Origin of the sequence: Demequina soli (genome assembly GCF_000971195.1) — a bacterium.
Classification (GTDB): Bacteria; Actinomycetota; Actinomycetes; order Actinomycetales; family Demequinaceae; genus Demequina; species Demequina soli.
The window spans coordinates 83,001-105,899 of record NZ_BBLZ01000003.1 but is presented as its reverse complement, the minus strand read 5'-3'; the positions used below and the strand labels follow the sequence as shown (position 1 = coordinate 105,899).

The window sequence follows — 22,899 nt, the reverse complement described above, 5'->3', positions numbered from 1 at the left end:
ACCAGACGATGCCGCACGAGCCTGGGAAGGCCTCGGGCCGCACGATCCGATGCCAAAGGGGCGAGCGGCGCCCGACGCCCGGCGCGCGCAGAGGGCCCGCGCCCCAGACGGAGCGCGGGCCCGACGGCGAGCAGGCTACGGCTACGCGAGCCAGGGGGAGTCGATGCCGAAGGTCTCGGCGACGGAGCGGACCTCGGCCTTGGTGAGCCCCTCGGCGCGGCCGCCGGCGACGAGGTCCATGTACTCGTACTTCGCGCCGGTCTCGGCATACTCGACGCGGTCCACCGCGCGGTAGACCGAGATGTCCGAGCGGGACATGGTGCCGTGCTTGGACCACAGCGTGATCTCGAACTGGCGCAGGCCCTCGACGTTGGCGGTGCCCATCTCCTCCGAGCCCGGGATGAAGAACGGCAGCACCGCGATGCCCTGCGACAGCGACACGATGCTCTCCGGCTCCCAGCGCAGGATCGCGGCGTTCATGCGCGCGGTGTCGCGGTAGGCGGGGATGTGCGAGAGGTAGGTGAGGTGCGGCGGCTGCGCGTGGACGACCGCCTGGAAGTCGATGCCGCGGCGCTCGACCTGGTCCTGGTGCACCGCGAGGTGCGAGTTGAACTCGGAGGTGAGGCGCGCGAACTTGCGCACGTTGGAGGTGTAGAGCGTGCCGGTGCGGCCGCCCTCGTGGATCTTGACCGCGCCGATCGCGGCGAGCGGCTCCTGCTCGATCTGGCGGAGGCGGCGACCGGAGCCGGTCGCGAGCACGGTGCCGCCGGCGAGGGCGGGCGCGGGGACGGGGAGCTCGATCTCCTCGGCGTTCGGGAAGTGGCGGCGGACCTCGACGTCCCAGCCCATGTAGACGGAGATGTTGCCGGCGCCGGCCTCGGAGGCCTCGATGTCGCAGATGCGGGCACCCGCCTCGCCGATCTGCGCGATGATCTCGTCGAGCGTGGGCCTCGGCTGGTCGATGACGGTCACGATGTCCTCCTGTGTCGGTGGCGCGACCCCTGCGGCGCGCCGTCCCTTCCGGGAATGAAACGATTCAATCATGGAATCGGGTGGCGGTGCTGCGCCCTTGGTCCCGGGTCGGATGGCGCGGGCGCGCGGGGCGCCGAGACGATCGTGCGACTTCCTGCCGCTTGCGTGGGCCGGGGAACCTCAACCGTGTCTGGCGTTGTCGTTCGCTCGGGATGACGGGGCTCCGCCGAGGCGCGGCGCTCCGATATCGGTGGCGCGCCTGAAGCGACAACGGGACGCATGGTCGCGCCCTCGCACGCGCGCGAAGCGACACCAACCCCCACCATTGCCGCGTACGACGGGGGCGAGCCCCTCCCGGAGGAGGGGCCCGCCCGTCGAGGCGCGTCAGTTCTTCGTGCGGTTCGGGCTCGCGATCAGGCCCTCGGCGGGCTTCGCGGCCGCCTTCGCGCGGGGCTTGGCGGGGGCGCGCTTGGCGGGCGCCGCCTTCGCGGCGGGAGCGGCGGCGGCGCCGGCACCGGCCGAGGGCCGAGCGATCGGCACCATCCGCTGGAGCTGCGTCACGTGGCCGGGGTTGAGCTCGGCCACGGAGGACACGCCCAGGAGCTTCATGGTCCGGACCACCTCGCGCGACAGGATCTCGATCGCGCGGTCCACACCCTCACGCCCGCCGGCCATGAGGCCGTACAGGTACGCCCGGCCCACCAAGGTGAAGTCCGCGCCGCACGCGAGCGCCGCGACGATGTCCGCGCCGGCCATGATGCCCGTGTCGACCACGATGGTCGTCCTCCCGCCCAGCTCCGCCGCCACCGAGGGCAGCAGGTGGAAGGGGATCGGGGCGCGGTCGAGCTGGCGGCCGCCGTGGTTGGACAGCACGATGCCGTCCACGCCGCGGTCGACCACGGCCTTCGCGTCGTCGAGCGTCTGGATGCCCTTGACCGCCACCTTGCCGGGCCACTGGTCGCGGATCCACTCGAGGTCGTCGAAGTCGACCGTCGGGTCGAACAGCGAGTCGAGCAGCTCGCCGATGGTGCCGTTCCACTCCGACAGCGACGCGAACGTCAGCGGCTCGGTGGTGAGGAAGTTCCACCACCACTCGGGCCGCGGGATGGCATTCAGCACGGTGCGAGGGGTGAGCTGCGGCGGGATGGTGAACCCGTTGTACGAGTCCCGCAGGCGCGCGCCCGCGGCCGGCACGTCGACCGTGACGAGCAGCGTGTCGAAGCCCGCCTCGGCCGCACGCTGCATCAGCTGCATCGACTTGTCGCGGTCCTTCTGCATGTACAGCTGGAACCAGTTGCGGCCGTCCGGGTTGGCCTCGCGCACGCCCTCGGGCGACGTGGTGCCGAGCGTCGACAGGGAGAACGGGATGCCCGCGGCGCCCGCGGCGGACGCGCCGGCGCGCTCGCCCTCGGCCTGCATCATCCGCGTGAAGCCCGTGGGCGCGATGCCGAACGGCATCGCGGACGTGCCTCCGAAGATGGAGACGGACGTGTCGACGTTCGACACGTCGCGCAGGATCGCGGGATGGAACTCGATCTCGCGGAACGCGCGGCGCGCGCGGGCGAGCGACAGCTCCTCCTCGGCGGCGCCGTCGGTGTAGTCGAACGCCCCCTTGGGGGTGCGTCGCTTCGCGATCGCGCGCAGGTCGGCGATGGTGTGGGCCTTCGCCAGCCGGCGCGTGCGGCCGTTGGGCTCGATGCCCTTGAAGCGCAGCAGCGGTGCCAGGTCGGCGGGCCGGGGGACCCGGCGCTCCATCTTCATTCGGTCAGTGTCCCTTCGGGGTGAAGACTCTGGGGTTGAACGTACGCGCGACCAAGTCGCGCAGCGACTCCAGCGAGCCGGAGATCGCGCCGATCGCGCGGCCCTGGATGAGCACGTTGCCGATCGCGGTGGCCTCGACCGGGCCGGCCACCACCGGCATCCCTGCGCGGTCCGCGGTGCGCTGGCACAGCAGCTCGTTGAGCGAGCCGCCGCCGGTGATGTGGATCCGGCGCACGTCCTGCGCGGACAGGGCCGCCGCATCGTGCACCGCGTCCGCGAAGGCCTGCGCGAGGCTCTCGATGATGCAGCGCGCCATCTCCGCGCGCGATGCGGGGACCCGGAAGCCTCGCGACGACAGCCACGTCGCGATGCGCTCCGGCATGTCGCCGGTCGGCATGAACACGTCGTCGTTGGCGTCGAAGATGTCGCCCGGCTCGACGGCGGCCGCCTCGGCCAGCAGGCGCTGCAGGTCCACGGTCGAGCCGTCGCGCTCCCACGTGCGGATGGTCTCCGACAGGATCCACAGGCCCATGACGTTGTGGAGTAACCGGGTGCGGCCGTCGACGCCGCCCTCGTTGGTGAAGTTCGCCTCGCGCGCCGCGTCGCTGAGCACCGGCGACTCCGTCTCGACGCCCACGAGCCCCCAGGTGCCGCACGAGATGTACGCGCCGCCCGGCTCGGTCATGGGGGTCGCGACCACCGCGGAGGCGGTGTCGTGCGACCCGACCGCGATGACGGGGGTGTCGCCGGCGAGGCCGGTGGTCGAGGTGACGTGGGGCAGCAGGGTGCCGATGCTCTCACCCGGCTGGACGATGCGCGGGAACAGCCCGCGCGGCAGGCGCAGCCGGTCCATGAGCTCGCCGTCCCACTCCTTGGTCGCCACGTCGAGCAGCCCGGTGGTGGAGGCGTTGGTCGCCTCGGCCACGGTGGCGCCCGTGAGGTAGTGGGCCATGAGGTCGGGGACCAGGAGCAGGCGGTCGGCGACGCCGAGCATGCCCGCCTCGCGCTCCACCGCGAGCTGGTACAGCGTGGTGAACGGCAGGAACTGCAGCCCGTTGCGCGCGTAGAGCAGGGAGAACGGCTCGTCGGCGTGGACCAGTGACACGCCGTGGGCGGTGCGCTCGTCCCGGTAGTGGAACGGCTCGCCGAGGACGCGGTCGCCGCGGAGGAGGGCGTAGTCGACCGCCCACGAGTCGATGCCGATGGACCGGATCCCGTCGTCCCAGCGCGACGCCGAGCGCAGCCCGTCGAGGACGTGCGCGTAGAGCTGCTGGACGTTCCAGTGCAGCCCGTCGGGGGTGTGCACCGGGCCGTTGGGGAAGCGGCCCATCTGGCGGAGCTCGAGGGTGTCGGGGCCCACCTGTCCGACCATGACGCGACCGGAGGTCGCGCCGAGGTCGACCGCGGCGACCGCGGCGGTCAACGGAGGAATGCCGCCGCCACGCCGGCGTCCACGGGGATGTGGAGGCCGGTGGTGTGCGACATGTCGGGGCCCGTGACGATGGCCGTGGCGTTCGCGACGTGCTCGGGGAGCACCTCGCGCTTCAGGATGGTGCGCTGCGCGTAGAACTCGCCCAACTTCTCCTCCTCGATCCCGTAGGTCTTGGCGCGGTTCGCGCCCCAGCCGCCGGCGAAGATGCCGGAGCCGCGCACCACGCCGTCGGGGTTGATCCCGTTGACCTTGATGCCGTGCTCGCCCAGCTCGACCGCGAGCAGGCGCACCTGGTGGGCCTGGTCCGCCTTGGTGGCGGAGTAGGCGATGTTGTTCGGGCCGGCGAACACGGAGTTCTTCGACGCGATGTAGACGATGTCGCCGCCCATGCGCTGCGCGATCATGACCCGCGCCGCGGCCTGGGACACGAGGAACGATCCCTTGGCCATGACGTCGTGCTGGAGGTCCCAGTCGGCCTCGGTGGTCTCGAGGAGCGGCTTGGACAGCGACAGGCCGGCGTTGTTGACGATGAGGTCGACGCCGCCGAAGGCCAGCACGGCCTCGCCGATCGCCGCCGTGATGGCGTCCGCGTCCGCGACGTTCGCCGCGACGCCGATCGCGACGTCCGTGGAGCCGAGCTCCGCCGCGGCGGCCTGCGCCTTCTCGAGGTCGAGGTCGGCGATGACGACGCACGCGCCCTCGGCGACGAGGCGGGTCGCGATGGCCTTGCCGATGCCCGACGCGGCGCCCGTCACGAAGGCGACGCGGGTGGCGTGCGACTTCGGCTTCGGCATCCGCTGGAGCTTGGCCTCCTCGAGCGCCCAGTACTCGATCGCGAACTTCTCGGCGTCCGAGATCGGGGTGTAGGTCGACAGCGACTCGGCGCCGCGCATCACGTTGATCGCGTTGATGTAGAACTCGCCCGCCACGCGCGCGGTCTGCTTGTTCGCGCCGAACGAGAACATGCCCACGCCCGGGACCAGCACGATCGCCGGGTCGGCGCCGCGCATGGCGGGGGACGATGCGTCGGCGTGGGCGTCGTAGTACGCCTGGTAGTCGTCGCGGTAGGCGGCGTGGAGCTCGTGGAGGCGCGCGATGCTCTCCTCGATCGAGGCGTCGGCCGGGAGGTCGAGGACCATCGGCTTGACCTTGGTGCGCAGGAAGTGGTCGGGGCACGAGGTGCCGAGCGCGGCCAGGCGCGGGTGCTCCGCCGAGGCCAGGAAGTCGAGCACCACGGCGTCGTCGGTGAAGTGGCCCACCATCGGGCGGTCGTGCGACGCGAGGCCGCGGATCACGGGGGCGAGCGCGATCGCCTTGGCCTTGCGCGCATCGTCCGCCAGCGCGGCGAAGCCGGGCAGCGCCGGGCCGAACGGCTCCGGCGCGCCGTGCTCCGCGATGTAGCGGGCGGCGGTGTCGATGATCTCGAGCGAGCGCGCCTCGCACTCGTCGGAGGTGTCGCCCCACGCGGTGATGCCGTGGCCGCCGAGGATGCAGCCGATCGCCTGCGGGTTGGCCTCCTTGATGGCGGCGATGTCGAGGCCCAGCTGGAAGCCGGGGCGGCGCCACGGCACCCACACGACCTGGTCGCCGAAGATGGTCGCGGTCAGCTGCTCGCCGTCCGCGGCGGTCGCGATCGCGATGCCGGCGTCGGGGTGGAGATGGTCCACGTGGGCGGCGTCGACGAGGCCGTGCATCGCGGTGTCGATCGACGGGGCGGCGCCGCCGCGGCCGTGGAGGCAGTAGTCGAACGCGGCGACCATCTCGTCCTCGCGCTCGACGCCCGGGTAGGTGTCGACCAGGCCGCGGAGGCGGTCGAGGCGGAGCACGGCGAGGCCGTTGGTGCCGAGCGTGCCGAGGTCGCCGCCGGAGCCCTTGACCCACACGAGCTCGACGTCCTCGCCGGTGGCGGGGTCGAGCGCGAGGCCCTTCGCGGACGTGTTGCCGCCCGCGTAGTTGGTGTTCTTCGGGTCGGAGCCGAGGCGGTTGGAGCGCGCGATGAGCGCGTCGGCGGTGGGGTTCGTCATGAGGGGTCCTCTCTGGGGACGTGAGGGTGGACGATGCGGGGTGCCGGGCGGGGCGGTCGAGCGCCCCGCCCGGCGGGGAGGGGACGGAGGTCTACGCGCCCCAGCCGGCCTGGACGCCGCCGACGCGGTCGGCGGCGATCTGCGCGAGGTAGCCCGACTCGGCGAACGCGTGCATCGGGTCGGCGGGCAGGCCGCGCTCCTCGCGGTAGGCGGCGAGGTCGGCGCGGACGTCGGTGTAGAAGGCGTCCATCATGATGCCGTTGGCCTTGAGGACGTCGCCCTCGGCCTGCGCGGCGTCGAGCGCGTCGCGGTCGAGCAGCAGCGCGCGGGCCGTCATCTCCTGGACGTTGAGCACGGAGCGGATCTGGCCCGGGATCTTGTCCTCGATGTTGTGGCACTGGTCGAGCATGAACGCGGTGTCGCCGTCCTTGCCGTAGCCGCCGCCGCGCAGCACCTCGACGATGATGCGGAACAGCTGGAACGGGTCGGCGGCGCCGACGATGAGGTCGTCGTCGGCGTAGTTGCGCGAGTTGAAGTCGAACGAGCCGAGCTTGCCGAGGCGGAGCAGCTGCATGACGATGAACTCGATGTTGGTGCTGGGGGCGTGGTGGCCGGTGTCGAGGCACACGGTCGCGCGCTCGCCGAGCGCCGCGCACTGGGCGTACGACGTGCCCCAGTCCGGCACGTCCATGTGATAGAACGCCGGCTCGAAGATCTTGTACTCGAGCACCAGGCGCTGCTCCTCGCCGATGCGCGCGTAGATCTCCTGCAGCGACTCGTGGAGGCGGTCCTGGCGGCCGCGCATGTCGTCCTGGCCGGCGTAGTTGGTGCCGTCCGCGAGCCAGATCTTGAGGTCGCGCGAGCCGGTCTCGTCCATGATGTCGATGCACTCGAGGTGGTGGTCGATCGCGGTGCGGCGGACCTTCTCGTCGCGGTGCGTGAGGGAGCCGAGCTTGTAGATGTCGGCCTGGAAGGTGTTCGAGTTGATGGTGCCGAGCGCGACGCCGAGGTCCTCGGCGTGCGTGCGCAGCGCCGCGTAGTCGTCCACCTTGTCCCACGGGATGTGGAGGGCGACGGTGGGGGCGAGGCCGGTGAACTTGTGGACCTGCGCGGCGTCCGCGATCTTCTCGAACGGGTCGCGCGGGGTGCCGGGGGTGCCGAACACCTTGAAGCGGGTGCCGGAGTTGCCGAAGGCCCACGAGGGAAGCTCGATGGCCTGCTCCTCGAGACGGCTGGCGACGTGGCTGCTGAAGACCATCGTGACTCTCCTTTGAGGGGACATGCGAGGGCGCCAGAGGCACCCGTGAATGAATCGTTTCAAAATCTATGTCGCGCTGGTGCCGGTCGTCAAATCCGCGGCGTGTCCCGAACGGGATGGAAGGTTTCAGTATCCTGAACGGAACCCGAGGGAAGGAGGCGCGATGGGCGTCAGCGTCAAGGAGGTCGCGGCTCACGCCGGCGTCTCCGTCGGCACGGTGTCCAACGTGCTCAACCGCCCCGAGCACGTGAAGCCCGAGACCGTCGAGCGCGTCCGCGACGCGATCCGCCTGCTCGGCTACGTCCCCAACGGCGCGGCCCGCCAGCTGCGCGAGGGCCGCAGCCGCTCGCTCGCGCTCGTGGTGCTCGACTCGGGCAACCCCTTCTTCACCGACGTCGCGCGCGGCGCCGAGGACCGCGCGGCGGACGAGGGCCTGAGCGTCTTCATGGCGAACTCCGACGACTCGGTCGAGCGCGAGGAGCGCCACCTCGACGTCTTCGAGCAGCAGCGCGTGGGCGGCGTGCTCATCTCGCCCGCGGGCGACGACCTGTCGCGCCTCGCGCAGATCCGTGCCCACGGCATCCCGGTCGTGCTCGTCGACCGCGAGGCGGGGGAGTCGGCCTTCTCGTCCGTCTCGGTCGACGACGTCGCCGGCGGCGCGCTCGCCGCGCGCCACCTCCTCGACACCGGGCGGCGCCACCTCGCCTTCGTGGGCGGGCCGCTGCGCATCCGCCAGGTCGCGGACCGCTTCCAGGGCGCGTCGTCCGCGGTGTCCGCCGACCCGACCGCCACCATCCGCCTGTTCGGCGCCGACGAGATGTCGCTCGACGAGGGCCGCCGCGTCGGCGAGGCGCTCGTGCCGCTCATCAAGGAGGGCCGCGTCGACGGCATCGTCGCCGCGAACGACCTGCTCGCCATCGGGATCCAGCGCGCGCTCCTGTTCGCCGCGGACCCCGTGCGCATGCCCGAGGACGTGGGACTGGTCGGCTACGACGACATCGCCTTCGCGGCCTCCGCCGTGGTGCCCATCACGTCGGTTCGCCAACCGCGCGAGCTCATCGGGTCCACGGCCGTCGAGCTGGTCCTCGAGCAGGCGGACGGCGCGGCGGAACCGCGTCGCGTGGTCTACAAGCCCGAGCTCGTGGTCCGCGAGTCGACCGTCCGGTAGTTCGCCGACCGCCTGCTCGACCGCCCGCCCGCTCGCCCGCTCGCCCGCTCGCCCGCCCCGACCGCTTCCCACACGGATCCGGCACGTGCCGGCGTCCACGTCGGGGTTCACCGCGCGAGTTGCATCGCGGGAGCGGTCTCAGCCGTCCGTGTGTGTGGGAAGAGGTCGGGGCGGAGGGGCCAGCGCCGCCTCGGCGGCCGCGCGCCCGGCGGCCACCACCCCCGCCAGGTCCTTGGTCTGCCACCAGGTGCGCCCGCGCAGCACGGGGGAGATGACCAGCACGTCGGGCCGCGCCTCGAGCCCTCGCACGATGCGCGAGCTCGAGTAGCCGGGGACGTCCCAGTCGGGCGCGACCCGCACCGCGATCACGGGGCTCGCGCCCACGCCGAGCGCCTCCTCGAGCGGCAGGTTCGCCCTGAGCCCACCGTCGAGCAGCCGCCGGCCGTCCACCTGCACGGGACGGAACAGCCCCGGCACCGAGATCGTCGCGCGCAGCGCGTCGACGAGAGAGCCGCGCTCGATCACCGCGGCCCGGCGGGAGGCCACGTCGGTCGCGACGGCCGCGAAACGCATCGGCATGTCCTCGATGAGGACGTCGCCGCCGATCAGCTCGGTGACGGACTCGCGCAGCGCCGCCGCGTCGAGCAGCCCCGCACCCGGGCGGCGTGGCACGGCCGCGACGTCCTGCCAGTGCACGTCGAGCAGCAGCTCCTCGAGCCGGTACGGGTCGATGCCCATCGCGTACGCCGCACCGACCAGCGCGCCCGCGGACGTCCCCACCACCACGCCCGGCCGGATGCCGCGCTCGTGCATCACCTGGAGAACGCCGATGTGCGCACCGCCGAGCGTCCCGCCGCCGCCCAGGGCGAGGCCCAGCGTGGGTGAGACGAGGTCGATCACGTGCTCACTCTAGGCGCGTCGCATGGCACGGCGACCCGGCGCCGGACCCCGCCCGACGCATCGTCCCGCGCCGCGCGGCGCCACCCGCTGCCGCGCGGCGCCTGCCACGATGACCCGGTGGAGTTGGTCGAGGGCTTCGAGCGGCAGCGGATGCACGTGGTCGAGCGCTCGCGCGTCGCCGCGGCGCTGCGCAGCCCGGTGACGCGACGGCTCGTGGTGACCGACGCGGGGTTCTTCCCGGCCGCGCGCTTCCACGCGCGCAGCAGGCCGCGCGGCGTGCCCGAGACCATCATGATCGTGTGCGTGGGCGGCGCCGGATGGGTCGAGCTCGCCGGCGTGCGGCATGCGGTGGGCGCCGGCGCGGCGGCGGTGATCCCCGGCGGGACGCCTCACCGCTACGGCGCCTCGGAGGCCGCGCCGTGGACCATCTGGTGGTGCCACCTGCGCGGGTCGGACGTCGCGGAGCTGGTGGCCGCGACCGGGCTCACCGCCGAGCGTCCCGTGATGGCGCTGCGCCACGCCGAGCGCGCAGTCGCCCTGCTCGACGAGGTCGTCACGACGCTCGAGCGCGCCGTCGCGTCCGCCCAGCTGCTCGGGGCCGCCGGGACCGCGTGGAAGCTGCTCACGCAGATCGCCGTCGACCGCACCGTGCCCGAGCGCGGCGACCCGCTCGCGCGCGCGATGGCGTACGTCGACGAGCGCTTCGACGGCCCCGTCCGCGTGTCCGAGCTCGCGGCGATGGTCGGCGTGTCGCCCTCCCACCTGTCGGCGCTGTTCCGCCGCGCGACCGGCGGCGGCGTGCTCGCCTACGTGACCGCGCGGCGCATGGCGGAGGCGCGCCGTCTGCTGGACACGACCGCGATGCGGGTCGCCGACGTGGCCGACGCCGCGGGCTACACGGACCCGCTGTACTTCTCGCGGCAGTTCCGCAAGGTCCACGAGATGAGCCCGAGCGAGTACCGGGACCTGCGCAAGGGGTGACCTAGGCGGAACGGATCATCGCGGTCGCGCGGCGCTGCCACGCGACGTCGCCCCACAGCGGGTGGTGCGGCGCGGCGTTCGACGTCGGCACCGCGCCCCACGCTCCCTGGTCGACGGCCTCCGCGATCCCGGTCTCCGCGAGCTCCTGGCCCACGGGACCGTCCTCGAAGGTGGAGCGCAGCGGCGTGTAGCCCACCCACCCCTCGCCGACGACGAACGGCACGTCCCTCGCCCGCGCCCACGCGCCGATCGCGCGGACGCGCGCACGGATCGCGTCGTGCATCGCGTCGCGGTGCTCGCCGTAGTGCTCGTGCAGCCAGCGGTCCCAGCGGGCCGGGTCGACGGCGTCGTACGTGTAGAGCATCTGGTCGGTCACCACGGTCGCCTCGAGCCGCCAGGCCTCGGGCCGCCCGTACTCGGCGAGCGTCGGCGCATCGTCCCGCAGCAGCGCCCGCAGCGCCGCGTTCGGGAAGCCGTCGGTGCCGGTCCCGCGCACGTCGATGCGCCGCTGCAGCGCGTCGAGCACCCCGTACGCGTAGACGTGGAACTGGCCGACCTGGAGCGATCCGGGCAAGGAGGCGATGTCACGATGCGGCGGCTTGCCGTAGCTGACCGTGACGGGGACGTCGGGGTGCTCGCGCGAGACGAGCCCGATCGCCTCGTCGATCGCGTGGGCGTCCCCAGGCACGCGGGAGAAGTCGACCTCGTTGTGGAGCTCGACGAACGCGACGGCGTCGAGGAGGCCCGCGGCGCGGATGTCCGCGAGCAGCGCGGTGAACGCGCCCGCGAGGTCCCGGAGGCGATCCTCGTGCGGCACCGCGTCGATCGCGCGCCACCACCGCTCGTCGGCGGAGAACGCGGGGGACTGCTGGTGCTCCCAGCTCGCGAGGATGACCCGCACGCCGTGCCGCGCGGCCGCCTCCAGCAGCGCGAAGAGCCGGCGCCGGAGGTGGACGGTCGCGTCGCGCGGCACGTCGTACCAGCGGGTGCCCGCGCCGCGGCGGCCTCCGGGCCACGCGCCCAGCGAGGTGACGCCGAGCTCCTCGGGCAGGCCGTGGCCGCCCGCGAGGAGCAGCGGAGCGGCGCAGATGCGGAGGGCGTTGTAGCCGCGCGCGACCGCCTGCGCGACCGCGTCGTCGAGGTCGGCGTACGCGTCCGTGGCGCGCGTGTACCAGGAGAAGTCCCACAGGGAGATCGCGAGGCGGTCGGTCGGCACGCTCCGACGGTACGGGACGATGCGCTGCCTCCCCACGGTCGCGCACCGCCCCGCCTTCGCAGACAGTCGATCCGTCCATGCCGCGCGCTCAAGCGTCCAGCGCGGGGTTGCCCGGACGTCCATACGATGGCGCCATGACGAGCAACGAGGCCGTGCGCGCCGACCGGCGCCTGAGCGTCCGTCCCGCCTCCGAGGTGCGCCGCGGGCACCTGCCGCTGGGCGACCCCGAGGGCGCCGCCGACCGCATCGAGGTGACCAGCGGCTGGATCGAGCGCGGAGGCGTCCCGACGTTCCCGATCACGGGCGAGGTGCACTACTCGCGGCTGCCGCGCGAGCGCTGGGACGAGGTGCTCGGCCACGCGCGCGCCGGCGGCCTCACCTCGGTCGCCACCTACGTGCTGTGGCAGGCGCACGAGCCGTCGCCGGGCGACTTCAGGTGGGACGGGAACCTCGACCTGCGGGCGTTCGTCAAGGCCGCGGCGCGACACGGGCTCGACGTCATCGTGCGCATGGGCCCGTGGGCGCACGGCGAGGCCCGTCACGGCGGCTTCCCCGACTGGCTGCTCGCCCTCGACGTGAACCCCCGCACGAACGACCCGGCCTACCTCGACCTGGTCCGCCCCCTCTACGCACAGATCGTCGCCCAGCTCGCCGGCCTGAGCCATGCCGAGGGCGGCCCGGTCATCGGCGCGCAGATGGACAACGAGCTGTACGACCAGCCCGAGCACCTCGCGACGCTGAGGCGCATCGCGGAGGAGGCGGGCCTCGACGTGCCCCTCTGGACCGCCACCGGCTGGGGCGGCGCCGAGGTCCCCGCGACCCTCATGCCCGTCTACAGCGCCTACGCCGACGGCTTCTGGGAGGACACCGCCACCGACTGGCCCGCCTTCTCCGCCTTCCACTTCCGGTACTCCGAGGTCCGCGACGACCTCACGGTCGGGGCGGACCTGCGCGAGGCCCTCGACGGCATCGTCCTCGCACCCGGCCGGGTGGCGCTCAAGGATGACTCCGCCGTGCCCTTCGCCACGTGCGAGCTGGGCGGCGGCATGCACGTCGCCTACCACCGGCGGCCGCTCGTCACCCCGCGCGACGTCGCGGCGCTCGCGCTCGCGAAGATCGGCTCGGGATCGGTGTGGCAGGGCTACTACATGTACGCCGGCGGGACGCAGCGCACGGGCGCGGCCGGCACCGAGCACGAGTCGCACGCGACCGGCTACCCCAACGACGTCCCTACCCTCACGTACGACTTCCACGCCCCCATCGGCGAGCACGGCCAGATCCGCGACCACCACCACCTGCTGCGCCGCCAGCACCTGTGGCTCGCGACGGACCCCGCGATCGCCGCGATGCGCGCCACGGTCGGCGGCGGCGAGGACGGCGACGACCTGCGATGGGCCGTGCGGGCGGACGATGCGCGCGGGTACCTGTTCGCCACGACGTACCAGCCCGATCGCGCGCCCCTGCCCGCCCAGCCCGGGGTGCGGTTCCAGGTCGCCCTCGAGGACGGCACGGTTACCGTGCCGCGCCGGCCCGTCGACCTGCCCGCCGGGGTGTCCGTCGCCTGGCCGCTCCGCTTCCCGCTCGCCGGCGGGCTCGCCCTGCGCAGCGCGACCGCCGGGATCGTGACCCGGGTGCCGCTCGAGGACGGCCGCGACCTGCTCGTGCTCGCGGCCACCGACGGCGTGCCCGTCGAGATCGTCCTCGAGGGCGACGTCGACGTGGCCGGCCCGGTGGACGTCGAGCTCGACGGCGGCTCGACCGCGGCAACGCTGACACGCGCGCCCGGGCCCGAGACGGTGGTCGACGTGCCGGGCACGCGCATCCTCGTGGCCGACCCCGCGACCGCCGACCGGCTCTACGTCCTCGACATCGAGGGCGCGGCGCGGCCGGTGCTGTCCGAGTGCCCTGTCTACGCCCTCGACGGCGACCTCGTGCTGCACTCCGAGCGCCCCGCCGCCGCCCTCGCGGTGCTCGCGCCGCCCGGAGACGGCGCGCTGTGGGCGCACCGGACGGTGGCGACCGGGGGAGGGGTGGTGCCCCTCGGCGCCCCGGGCGCCGTGGTCGCGCCCGCGCCGCCGCGCATCGTCCGGGGAGGCCCGCTCGACCGCCTCAGCGCACCCACCGACTTCTCGGGCGCCGCCCGCGTCCCGGTCGCCATCCCGCGCGAGGCGCTCGACGGCGTCGACCGGGTGCTGCTGCGCGTCGGATGGACCGGGGACGTGGGGCGCGCGGTCGTGAACGGGCGCGTCATCGGCGACCACTTCTGGCACGGCCGGGACTGGGACATCGACCTCACTCCCGTCCGCGACGAGGTCGCGGCCGGCGGGCTCGTGCTCGAGCTGCTCCCGTGGCGCGCCGCGACCGGCGTGTGGGTCGACCCGAGCGTCCGCGCCGTCCCCGACGGCATCACCGTCCGCTCTCTCGACGTGATCCGCGTCGCCCGCACCCGACTCACCGCAGGAGACAGGCCATGACCTCCCAGACCGCCGCCGCCATCGCCCTCCCGGACGCCCCCGCGACGCTCGCCGCGGAGCTCGCGGCGGGCGGGGCGATCGCGTGGAGCGAGCCGGTCCCGATCCGCACCTACGAGGCGGGGGCGCCCAGCCCGTACCCGATGTACCTGGACAAGCGGGTCTACCAGGGATCGAGCGGCAAGGTGTACCCGCTCCCCTTCACGGAGTCGATCGCGGACGAGCCCGTCACGCGCGACTGGCGGGCCGTCCATCTCGAGAACGCGTACGTGCGCCTCATGGTCCTGCCCGAGCTCGGCGGCCGCATCCACGTCGGCTACGACAAGACCACGTGCTACGACTTCTTCTACCGCAACAACGTGATCAAGCCCGCGCTGGTGGGTCTGGCGGGGCCGTGGATCAGCGGCGGCGTCGAGTTCAACTGGCCGCAGCATCACCGGCCCGCGACGTACCTCCCGGTCGAGACGTCGATCGAGACGGGCGCCGACGGGTCGGTGACGGTGTGGTGCTACGACCACGACCCGTTCGCCCGCATGTCGGCGCAGCACGGCATCCGCCTGCGGCCGGACTCGTCGGTGGTGGAGCTGGTGGTGCGCGTGCACAACCGCACGAGCGAGCGCCAGACCTTCCTGTGGTGGTCGAACGTCGCCGCGCGGGTCCACGACGACTACCAGTCGTTCTTCCCCGAGGACGTGCGCTACGTCGCCGACCACGCGAGGCGGGCCCTCACGGCGTTCCCGGAGGCCGACCGCCCGTACTACAACGTCGACTACCCGGCCCTGGCCGCGCAGCAGCCGGGCGCGGACCGCATCGACTTCTACCGCAACATCCCCGTGCCGACCTCGTACATGATCGTCGACTCGCAGGAGGACTTCTTCGGCGGCTACGACCACGCCGCCGGCGCCGGCTTCGTGCACTGGGCCGAGCGCCGAGTCTCGCCCGGCAAGAAGCAGTGGACCTGGGGCAACGCGCCCTTCGGTCACGCGTGGGACGACCAGCTCACCGACGGCGACGGCCCCTACGTCGAGCTCATGGCGGGCGTCTACACCGACAACCAGCCCGACTTCTCGTGGCTGCTGCCCGGCGAGACCAAGGTCTTCTCGCAGCAGTGGTACCCGATCCCCGCGATCGGGCCGGCGCATGCCGCCACGCCCGATGCCGCGGTCAATGTCATGCGGGACGATGCGCTGGTCGCGACCTTCGCGGTCACGTCCCCCCAGCGCGGTGCTGTCGCGCGGCTCCTCGACGGCGACGCCGTGCTGGCCGAGCGCATCGTCGACCTCGCCCCAGGAGAGACCGCCACGCTCTCGCACCCGGCCTTCACGGGCGCCGAGTCGTTCGAGCTGCGCGACGCCGAGGGCGGCCTCCTGGTGCGCTGGGCGACGGTCGAGGCACCCGACGAGCAGCCGTGGGTCGCCGAGGAGCCTCCCGCGCCCGCCGACACGGCCACGGTCGAGGAGCTCTACCTCACCGGGCTGCACCTCAGCCAGTACCGGCACCCGACCCGCTCGCCGATGGAGTGGTGGGAGGAGGCGCTGCGCCGCGATCCCGGCGACGCGCGCACCCACCTCGCGATCGCCGACCGGTGGTACCGCGCGGGCCGCTACGCCGATGCGCTGCCCCACATCGAGACCGCGCTGGCGCGCCAGACCCGGCGCAACGCCAACCCCCTCGACGCCGAGGCCTTCTACCTCGCGGGCCTGGTGCTCGCGCGCCTGGGCCGCGACGACGAGGCCGAGCGCGCCTTCGGCAAGGCCGGCTGGGACGGCACGTGGGCCGCGGCCGCAGGGCTCGAGCTCGCCCGATCCCACGCGCGACGGGGACGGAACCGCGCCGCGCTGCGCGTCCTCGAGTCGCTCGACGGCACGGTGGGCCACGACACCCGCCGCACCGCCGTGCGCGCGATCCTCCTCCGCCGGTCCGGTCGCGCCGCCGAGGCCCAGGCTCTGCTCGAGCGCGCGCTCGAGGCCGACCGCCTCGACGCGACCCTGCGCGTCCTCGCGGGTCGCCCGGTCGCCCCGGATCCGGGGATGCTCGTCGACGTCGCGCTCGATCTCGCCAAGGCCGGTGACGTGCCGGGCGCGCTCGAGGCGCTGGACGTCGCCATCGCCGCGCCGCCGAACGGGTCGGGCAACGTCCGACCGGTCGCGCAGTACCTGGCCGCGATGCTGCTCGACGGCGCGGGCCGGCGCGGGGAGGCCGCACGCCGGCGTGCCGCCGCCCGCGGCACCGACCGCGCGCTCGCGTTCCCGCGCGGCCTCGACGCGCACGACGCCCTCGTCGCCGCGATCGCCGCCGATCCCGCTGACGCCGCTGCCCGCGCGCTGCTGGGCATGCTGCTCTACGCGCACGACCGCCGCGCCGAGGCCGCGCACGAGTGGGAGGCCGCGATCGCGCTCGGCCTCGAGGACCCCGTCCTGCTGCGCAACGCGGGCCTCGCCGCCTACAACGTCGCCCACGACGACGCGCTCGCGTGGACCCGCTACGCCCAGGCACTCGCCGCCGCGCCCCGCGACGCACGCCTGCTGTACGAGCGCGACCAGCTCGCCGTCAGGCTCGGTCACGGTGCCGCGGAGCGCCTCGGCGCGCTGCGTCCCCTCGAGGAGTCGGTGCTCACGCGCGACGACCTCACGATCGAGTACGTCGAGCTGCTCGTGACCGCGGGGGAGGCGGCGCGTGCGCTCGCCATCCTCACCTCGCGCGCCTTCCACCCGTGGGAGGGCGGCGAGGGTCGCGCGCTCGCGGCCTGGGACCGCGCCAACGCCGCGCTCGGCCACGGGGTCGTCGACCCGCCGCGGAGCCTCGGCGAGGCCCGCGCGCTCTACGCGCCGCCCGCGCCCGTGCGCGAGGACGGCGTCACCGACTACTTCGCGACCAGCCTGCCCGAGCTGCTGCTGTTCGCGCGCGAGGGGTCCGAGCGCGATGGCACCGCGCCCGGTGCCTGAGCCCGGGAGGGCGACGTCCGGCGCGCAGCACACGGTCACGGCGGCCGGGTACAAGGCGACCATCGCGAGCGTCGGCGCGAGCCTGCGGACGCTGACCCATCGCGGCCACGACCTCGTGCTGCCGTTCGCCGCCGACGAGGAACGCCCCGCGATGCGCGGCGCGCTCCTCGCGCCGTGGCCCAACCGCACGGCCGACGGCCGCTATCCGTTCGCGGGTGAGACCCACACGCTCGCCATCAACGAGCCCGGGCGGCGCACCGCGAACCACGGGCTCGTCGCGGGCCTCGACTTCGCGGCGCGGGGCGTCGCCGCCGAGCGCGTGGTGCTCGGCGCCACCCTCGAGGCGGGACCGGGGTATCCGTGGCGGCTCGACATCGAGGTCGCGTTCGCGCTGTCGTCGGAGGGGCTGACCCACGTCGTGACGGTGCGCAACGAGTCGGCGACGCCCGCCCCGGTGGGCCTCGGAGTCCACCCGTACCTCCTTGCCGGACCCGCCGCCCCGCACGCGGTGGACGGCTGGACCCTGGAGATCCCCGCCGACGAGGCGATGCTCGTGACGCCCGACCGCCTGCTGCCCGAGCGCATCGTCCCCGTGGCCACGCACGACGGCGGCGCGCTGGACCTCCGCACCCCGCGGCCCATCGGCGCGCGCGTCCTCAACCATGGCTGGACCGCGCTGCGACGCGACGCCGACGGCACGGCGCGCGTGCGCCTCACGGCCGCGAGCGGGAGCGGCGTCGAGATGACGCTCGACCGCGCCTATCGGTGGGTGCAGGCGTACACGGCAGACGAGGTCGACGACGGGCGCCCGCGCGCCGCCGTCGCGGTCGAGCCCATGACGTGCCCCGCCGACGCGCTCAACTCGGGGCGCGACCTCATCGTGCTCGCGCCGGGCGTGACCACCGTCGCGACGTTCGGGCTGCGCGCGCTCGGCGCATGACCGCCGGGTCAGCCGCCGCCGTGGACCTGGCGGTGCAGCCGCGCCATCCGCTCGTCGAGCTCGGCCGCCGTGGCCGCCGCCTCGCGCAGCTCCGCGGTGAGCGACTCGGGCACGTCCGCGTCGTACTTGTAGTAGATCTTGTGCTCGAGGCTGGCCCAGAAGTCCATCGCGACGGTGCGGAACTGCACCTCGACGGGCACGGACACCGAGCCCGACGACAGGAACACCGGGATCTCCACGACGGCGTGGAGGCTCTGGTAGCCGTTCGGCTTGGGGTGGGCGATGTAGTCCCGCACGCGCAGCACCGACACGTCGTCCTGCCGCGTGAGCAGCCCGAACAGGCGGTACACGTCCGACTTGAACGCGCACGTCAGCCGCACGCCCGCGATGTCCGTGATCTCGGCGCGGATGGAGTCCAGGTCGCGCGCGATGCCCTTGCGGGCCACCTTGTCGAGCAGGCTGTCGGGGGACTTCACGCGGCTCGAGATGTGCTCGATCGGGTTGTAGTCGTGCAGCTCGAGGAACTCGTCGCGCAGGATCGTCAGCTTCGTCTCGATCTCGCGCAGCCCGAACTCGTACTGGAGCAGGAACCGCTGGATCTCCTGGCGGACGGCGCGGATCTGGTCCGGCGACAGCGGCGGCGCCGCGGTCCTGCCCAGCGCGGCGACGGTGTCGAGCGGTGTCATCTGCGTCATCGTGCTCCTCTTCGTGCCCACGGGACGGCGGCCGTCCCTAGGGTCTGACGAGCGCGAGCCGCCCAGCGTTCCCGGGGAGCGTGGGAGAGCCGCGCTAGGTTGACGGGCATGGGGACGATGCGGGGCCGGGTCCCGCGTCCGGCGACAGAGCGCGGCCGGGACGCACTGGGCGGCGGGGTGCTCGCCGCCGCGCTCGCGGTGCTCGTGCTGGTCGAGGACGGCGTCGGCGGGCTCGCCGCGGTCGGCACCCTCGCGGCGCTTGCGGCGTGCGCCGCCCTGGCGTGGAGGCGCGCACGCCCCGTACCCGTGCTGGCCGTCGTGCTCGCGCTGTTCGCGGCGTCCGCGTTCGCCGCGCTGGACACCCCGCTCGCCTTCGTGCCCCTGGTGGTCGCGCTGTACACGGCCGCGTCGCGCGTGGCGCGGATCCCCGTCGCTCTGGCGATCGGGGCGGGCACGGCCGGCGTGGTGGGCGCGGCGGTCGCCGTCGGGACCGCGCGCGAGGCCACCGACTCGGTGACGGTGTCGGCGGAGGTCTGGATGGCGCTGGTCACCGCCGTCGGCGTCGCGACGAACCTCTACCGGCGCACGGTCGCGCAGGAGCGGGCGCGCGCCCTCCAGGCCGAGGAGACGCGCGAGGCGGTCGCCCGCACGCGTGTCGCCGAGGAGCGGCTCCGCATCGCGCGCGAGCTGCATGATGCGGTGGGCCACCACGTCGCGGTGATGAACGTCCAGGCCGGCGTCGCGGAGGCGCTCCTCGGGACGCGGCCGGACGAGGCCGCCGAGGCCTTGGGTCGCGTGCAGGACGCCGGTGCCCGCGTGCTCGAGGAGCTGCCTGTCATGCTGCGCGTGCTCCGCCAGGGCGAGGAAGACGACACGCGGCCCGCCGTCGGCCTCGCCGCGCTCGACGCGCTGATCACGCAGGCCCGCGACGCCGGCCTCGCGGTCGAGCTCCGCCGGGCCGAGGCACCCGCCGACCTGCCGGCGGCGACCGACCAGGCGGCGTACCGCATCGTCCAGGAGGCGCTGTCCAACGCGCGCCGCTACGGTACGGGCGCAGCGACGGTCTCGATCTCGGCCGCCGGCTCGGACCTGGCCGTCGAGGTGCGCAACGCCGTGAGCGGCGCCGCGGGCCTGGGCTCGGGGTTCGGCCTGGTCGGGATGCGTGAGCGGGCGGACGCGGCGGGCGGCGGGGTGTCCGCGGGCCCGGAGGGCCAGGAGTTCGTGGTGCGCGCCGCGCTGCCGCTGAGAAGGAGGACGGGGACATGACGATCCGGGTGGTCGTGGTCGACGATCAGGAGCTGATCCGCGGAGGGTTCGTCGCGATCATCGGGACCGCGGAGGACATCGAGGTCGTGGGCGAGGCCGCCGACGGCGCCGAGGCGCTGTGGGTGGTGCGCGAGGCTCGCCCCGACGTGGTGCTCATGGACATCCGCATGCCCGGCATGGACGGCCTCGAGGCGACCGAGGCGATCGCCGCAGAGCCCGACCTGGCCGACGTGCGCATCGTGGTGCTCACCACCTTCGAGGAGGACGGCTACGTGCTGCGCGCGCTGCGCGGCGGCGCGAGCGGCTTCCTCGGCAAAGGCGTGCGGCCCGCCGAGCTGCTGGGCGCCATCCGGACGGTGGCGGCGGGGGAGGAGCTGCTGTCCGCGGCCGCCACGCGCGCCGTCATCGCGCACGTCGCCGACGAGCGCCCGCAGCCCGCGGTCGAGGGCGACCTGTTCCGGTACCTCACCGACCGCGAGCGCGAGGTGGTCCTGCTCGTCGCGCAGGGCCTGAGCAACGAGGAGATCGCGCAGCGGCTGTTCGTGAGCCCGCTCACCGCGAAGACCCACGTCAACCGTGCCATGACCAAGATCGGCGCGCGCGACCGCGCGCAGCTCGTGGTGGCCGCCTACCAGGCGGGACTCGCCGGAAGCTAGGCGCGTACCGCGATCGCGGTACGCGCAGGTGTCTGCGCGCGCACGATTCGCCGGTGGCCCGCGCGCGGGAGCCTGGAGTCATCACCGAACAAGGAGATGACATGAGCGCCAGCCCCGTGGCCACCCCGGCTCCCGCGAGCCCGACCCGCCGTTCCGCCAACCCTGACCTTCCCCTCTATGACCGGATCGATGGCCGCCGCTGGCTCGTCGTGGTCGCCGCCTGCGCCGTGGCCTTCGCGCAGCTGGTGCTGCTGCCGCTCCCGGGCGGACAGGCCGTCGAGCACTGGACGCACGTGATCCTGTTCCCGGCGATCCCGCTGATCGCGCTGGCGTGCGCCGCGCCCCGCGGCTGGACCGGGATCTTCCGCCGCGTCGGCCCGCGCCAGGTCGCGCAGATGCTCGGGTTCGGCGTGCTCAACCTCACGGTCAGCCTCACCGTGGCGATCGCGCTCAACAACGCCATCGGCGGCAACGCCAACCCGGCCGGCGACCTCCTCGCCGAGGCGACCTCGGGCGAGCGGGTCCAGTTCCTCCTCGCGTCGATCCCGCAGCTGCTCGGCGAGGAGCTCATCACGATCCTGCCGCTGCTCGCGTTGATGTCCGTGCTGGTGCGCCGCCTCCGCTGGTCGCGCGGCGCCGCCCTGGCGATCGCGTGGATCGCCACCGCGGTGATGTTCGGCCTGCTGCACCTGCCGACCTACGACTGGAACGTGCTCCAGTGCCTGCTCTACATCGCGCTGGCCCGGGTGCTCCTCACGCTCGCGTACGTGGTCACCCGCAACCTGTGGGTCTCGACCGGCGCGCACATCGTCAACGACTGGGCGATGTTCTCCGTCCCGATGCTCCTCAGCGGCGCGTCCCTCTTCTGAGCCGCGCCGGGGCCGTCGTCCCGCGCGACTTCCCAGGTTCCCGGGGGGCTTGCGCGTTCCCGAAACATGCACGCGTTACCCTCGCACCGTGACAGACGACCGTGACGGCACCCCGGGCGGCGACCAGCCGCGCCGCATGCCGCCCTCGATCCAGCCGCGCAGCGGCCAGGAGCGCCCCGGCACCGCCCGCCCCTCGCAGCCCGTGCGACGCGAGACCGTGCGCCCGGCGCCGCAGCCCGCCCCCGCGCGGCCCGGCGCCCGCCAGGCCCCGCCGCCCGCCCAGGCGCCGCAGCCGCCCCAGGCGCGGCCCGCATCGTCCACCCGGCCGCAGGCCGCGCCCCCCGCGACCGCGCCGGCGGCGCCCCCGAAGCGTCGGCGCCGTCACCCGGTCCGCAACGTGCTCCTCGCGCTGGTGCTCATCCTCGCGATCGCGTTCGGCTCGTTCTACGTGTGGGTCAACGCGAACATCAACCACGTCACCGCGCTGTCCGGCGCGGCGGGGACGCCCGGCTTCACCACGCTGATCGTCGGCTCGGACTCGCGCGCGGGGTGGGACGACAGCTCCACGGTCCAGGGCGCCCGCACCGACACGATCATGGTGCTCCACAAGCCAGAGCACGGGCCCACGGCGCTCATCTCGATCCCGCGCGACTCCTACGTCGAGATCCCGGGCCACGGCTACAACAAGATCAACGCGGCGTTCTCGTGGGGCGGCCCGGAGCTGCTCGTGCAGACGGTCGAGGGCGTCACCAACCTCACGATCGACCACTACATGGAGGTCGGGTTCTCCGGCGTCGCCGAGATCGTCGACGCGGTCGGCGGCGTGCGGCTGTGCTACGACCACGACGTCGACGATGAGAAGTCCCACCTCACGTGGAAGGCCGGCTGCCACACCGTCGGCGGCAAGAAGGCGCTCGCGTTCTCGCGCATGCGCTACTCGGATCCGCTGGGCGACATCGGCCGCACGCAGCGCCAGCAGCAGCTGGTCAGCGCGGTCGCGAAGAGCGTGATGAGCCCCGGCACCATCCTCAACCCGTTCAGGCTCGTGCCCGTGGTGAGCGCGGGCCTGGACGCGTTCCGGGTGAGCGACGAGACGGGACCGATCGACCTCGCGCGCATCGCCCTCGCGTTCAACTCGACGCGTGGCGGCGACGCCGTGACCGGCACGCCGCCGATCAAGGACATGGGCTACTCGGTCGCGGGCGTGGGCTCCACGGTGCTGCTGGACCCCGACCAGGAGGACGCGTTCTGGGCCAAGATCGCCAACGGCGAGTTCGAGCCCGGCACCACGGTCGGCGGGGTCGGGTAGCCCGCCTGTCCACAGATCGGCGGCGGGCCGCCGCCG

At 73.8% G+C, this 22,899-nt stretch carries 17 protein-coding genes; 9 read left to right on the top strand and 8 right to left on the bottom strand.

The features are described from left to right. Positions 1 to 141: 141 nt before the first annotated feature. From AOM04_RS07035 to rhaI, 5 genes are all read right to left on the bottom strand, one after another. Positions 142 to 972, bottom strand: coding sequence for a class II aldolase/adducin family protein (locus AOM04_RS07035; RefSeq protein WP_062464074.1), 831 nt, complete (start codon positions 970 to 972; stop codon positions 142 to 144). A 384-nt stretch (positions 973 to 1,356) separates the two neighbouring features. Further along, the gene (locus tag AOM04_RS07030; RefSeq protein ID WP_082104530.1) at positions 1,357 to 2,727 is read right to left on the bottom strand and encodes an alpha-hydroxy acid oxidase; all 1,371 of its coding nucleotides are present in this window, start codon (positions 2,725 to 2,727) and stop codon (positions 1,357 to 1,359) included. Positions 2,728 to 2,737: 10 nt separating this feature from the next. Then, complete coding sequence (locus AOM04_RS07025) at positions 2,738 to 4,156, bottom strand: rhamnulokinase (RefSeq protein WP_062464073.1); 1,419 nt, start codon at positions 4,154 to 4,156, stop codon at positions 2,738 to 2,740. Further along, on the bottom strand, positions 4,153 to 6,189 hold the full coding sequence (locus tag AOM04_RS07020; RefSeq protein WP_062464072.1) for a bifunctional rhamnulose-1-phosphate aldolase/short-chain dehydrogenase: 2,037 nt from the start codon (positions 6,187 to 6,189) through the stop codon (positions 4,153 to 4,155). The genes AOM04_RS07025 and AOM04_RS07020 overlap by 4 nt, the downstream gene beginning before the upstream one ends. Before the next feature lie 91 nt (positions 6,190 to 6,280). Further along, complete coding sequence (gene rhaI, locus AOM04_RS07015; RefSeq protein ID WP_062464071.1) at positions 6,281 to 7,447, bottom strand: L-rhamnose isomerase; 1,167 nt, start codon at positions 7,445 to 7,447, stop codon at positions 6,281 to 6,283. A 163-nt stretch (positions 7,448 to 7,610) separates the two neighbouring features. On the opposite strand from rhaI, the gene AOM04_RS07010 reads away from it, so the two are divergent. After that, positions 7,611 to 8,615 (top strand): LacI family DNA-binding transcriptional regulator, encoded by a 1,005-nt coding sequence (locus AOM04_RS07010; RefSeq protein WP_062464070.1) that lies wholly within the window; start codon positions 7,611 to 7,613, stop codon positions 8,613 to 8,615. Positions 8,616 to 8,753: 138 nt separating this feature from the next. Here the strand turns inward: AOM04_RS07010 and AOM04_RS07005 are convergent, their stop codons facing one another. Continuing rightward, the gene (locus AOM04_RS07005; protein WP_062464069.1) at positions 8,754 to 9,515 is read right to left on the bottom strand and encodes a patatin-like phospholipase family protein; all 762 of its coding nucleotides are present in this window, start codon (positions 9,513 to 9,515) and stop codon (positions 8,754 to 8,756) included. 117 nt (positions 9,516 to 9,632) lie between these two features. Here AOM04_RS07005 and AOM04_RS07000 point away from each other — a divergent pair, with 117 nt between their 5' ends. Continuing rightward, complete coding sequence (locus tag AOM04_RS07000; protein WP_062464068.1) at positions 9,633 to 10,496, top strand: AraC family transcriptional regulator; 864 nt, start codon at positions 9,633 to 9,635, stop codon at positions 10,494 to 10,496. 1 nt (position 10,497) lies between these two features. On the opposite strand, the gene AOM04_RS06995 is transcribed toward AOM04_RS07000, so the two are convergent. Continuing rightward, the gene (locus AOM04_RS06995; protein ID WP_062464067.1) at positions 10,498 to 11,712 is read right to left on the bottom strand and encodes a cellulase-like family protein; all 1,215 of its coding nucleotides are present in this window, start codon (positions 11,710 to 11,712) and stop codon (positions 10,498 to 10,500) included. A 134-nt stretch (positions 11,713 to 11,846) separates the two neighbouring features. Between AOM04_RS06995 and AOM04_RS06990 the strand changes: the two genes are divergently transcribed. The 3 genes from AOM04_RS06990 to AOM04_RS06980 are packed head-to-tail and all read left to right on the top strand — an operon-like array spanning position 11,847 to position 18,068. Then, positions 11,847 to 14,186 carry a beta-galactosidase gene (locus tag AOM04_RS06990; RefSeq protein WP_062464066.1) on the top strand — a complete coding sequence of 780 codons (2,340 nt, stop codon included), beginning with the start codon at positions 11,847 to 11,849 and terminating at the stop codon, positions 14,184 to 14,186. Further along, a complete protein-coding gene (locus AOM04_RS06985; protein ID WP_062464065.1) occupies positions 14,183 to 17,128 on the top strand; it encodes a DUF5107 domain-containing protein in 2,946 nt (981 codons plus the stop codon). The genes AOM04_RS06990 and AOM04_RS06985 overlap by 4 nt, the downstream gene beginning before the upstream one ends. Continuing rightward, positions 17,106 to 18,068, top strand: coding sequence for an aldose 1-epimerase family protein (locus tag AOM04_RS06980; protein WP_062464064.1), 963 nt, complete (start codon positions 17,106 to 17,108; stop codon positions 18,066 to 18,068). The genes AOM04_RS06985 and AOM04_RS06980 overlap by 23 nt, the downstream gene beginning before the upstream one ends. 8 nt (positions 18,069 to 18,076) lie before the next feature. On the opposite strand, the gene AOM04_RS06975 is transcribed toward AOM04_RS06980, so the two are convergent. Further along, entirely contained in the window at positions 18,077 to 18,754 is a 678-nt protein-coding gene (locus tag AOM04_RS06975; protein WP_062464063.1) for a GTP pyrophosphokinase, read from the bottom strand. A gap of 117 nt (positions 18,755 to 18,871) precedes the next feature. Here AOM04_RS06975 and AOM04_RS06970 point away from each other — a divergent pair, with 117 nt between their 5' ends. From AOM04_RS06970 to AOM04_RS06955, 4 genes are all read left to right on the top strand, one after another. Further along, positions 18,872 to 20,029: a sensor histidine kinase gene (locus AOM04_RS06970; RefSeq protein WP_062464062.1), complete on the top strand. Its 1,158-nt coding sequence runs from the start codon at positions 18,872 to 18,874 to the stop codon at positions 20,027 to 20,029. Continuing rightward, entirely contained in the window at positions 20,026 to 20,685 is a 660-nt protein-coding gene (locus AOM04_RS06965; RefSeq protein ID WP_062464061.1) for a response regulator, read from the top strand. The genes AOM04_RS06970 and AOM04_RS06965 overlap by 4 nt, the downstream gene beginning before the upstream one ends. A 101-nt stretch (positions 20,686 to 20,786) precedes the next feature. Next, positions 20,787 to 21,554: a CPBP family intramembrane glutamic endopeptidase gene (locus tag AOM04_RS06960; protein WP_062464060.1), complete on the top strand. Its 768-nt coding sequence runs from the start codon at positions 20,787 to 20,789 to the stop codon at positions 21,552 to 21,554. A gap of 88 nt (positions 21,555 to 21,642) precedes the next feature. Further along, complete coding sequence (locus tag AOM04_RS06955; protein ID WP_228373656.1) at positions 21,643 to 22,863, top strand: LCP family protein; 1,221 nt, start codon at positions 21,643 to 21,645, stop codon at positions 22,861 to 22,863. Positions 22,864 to 22,899: the final 36 nt, after the last annotated feature.

Excerpts from the sequence above, each read along its gene's own strand:
- AOM04_RS07030 (WP_082104530.1), bottom strand. The coding sequence starts at position 2,727 with ATGGAGCGCCGGGTCCCCCGGCCCGCCGACCTGGCACCGCTGCTGCGC.
- AOM04_RS07020 (WP_062464072.1), bottom strand. The coding sequence starts at position 6,189 with ATGACGAACCCCACCGCCGACGCGCTCATCGCGCGCTCCAACCGCCTC.
- rhaI (WP_062464071.1), bottom strand. The coding sequence starts at position 7,447 with ATGGTCTTCAGCAGCCACGTCGCCAGCCGTCTCGAGGAGCAGGCCATC.
- AOM04_RS06965 (WP_062464061.1), top strand. The coding sequence starts at position 20,026 with ATGACGATCCGGGTGGTCGTGGTCGACGATCAGGAGCTGATCCGCGGA.
- AOM04_RS06990 (WP_062464066.1), top strand. The coding sequence starts at position 11,847 with ATGACGAGCAACGAGGCCGTGCGCGCCGACCGGCGCCTGAGCGTCCGT.
- AOM04_RS06985 (WP_062464065.1), top strand. The coding sequence starts at position 14,183 with ATGACCTCCCAGACCGCCGCCGCCATCGCCCTCCCGGACGCCCCCGCG.
- AOM04_RS06960 (WP_062464060.1), top strand. The coding sequence starts at position 20,787 with ATGAGCGCCAGCCCCGTGGCCACCCCGGCTCCCGCGAGCCCGACCCGC.
- AOM04_RS07010 (WP_062464070.1), top strand. The coding sequence starts at position 7,611 with ATGGGCGTCAGCGTCAAGGAGGTCGCGGCTCACGCCGGCGTCTCCGTC.
- AOM04_RS06970 (WP_062464062.1), top strand. The coding sequence starts at position 18,872 with ATGGGGACGATGCGGGGCCGGGTCCCGCGTCCGGCGACAGAGCGCGGC.
- AOM04_RS06975 (WP_062464063.1), bottom strand. The coding sequence starts at position 18,754 with ATGACACCGCTCGACACCGTCGCCGCGCTGGGCAGGACCGCGGCGCCG.
- AOM04_RS06980 (WP_062464064.1), top strand. The coding sequence starts at position 17,106 with ATGGCACCGCGCCCGGTGCCTGAGCCCGGGAGGGCGACGTCCGGCGCG.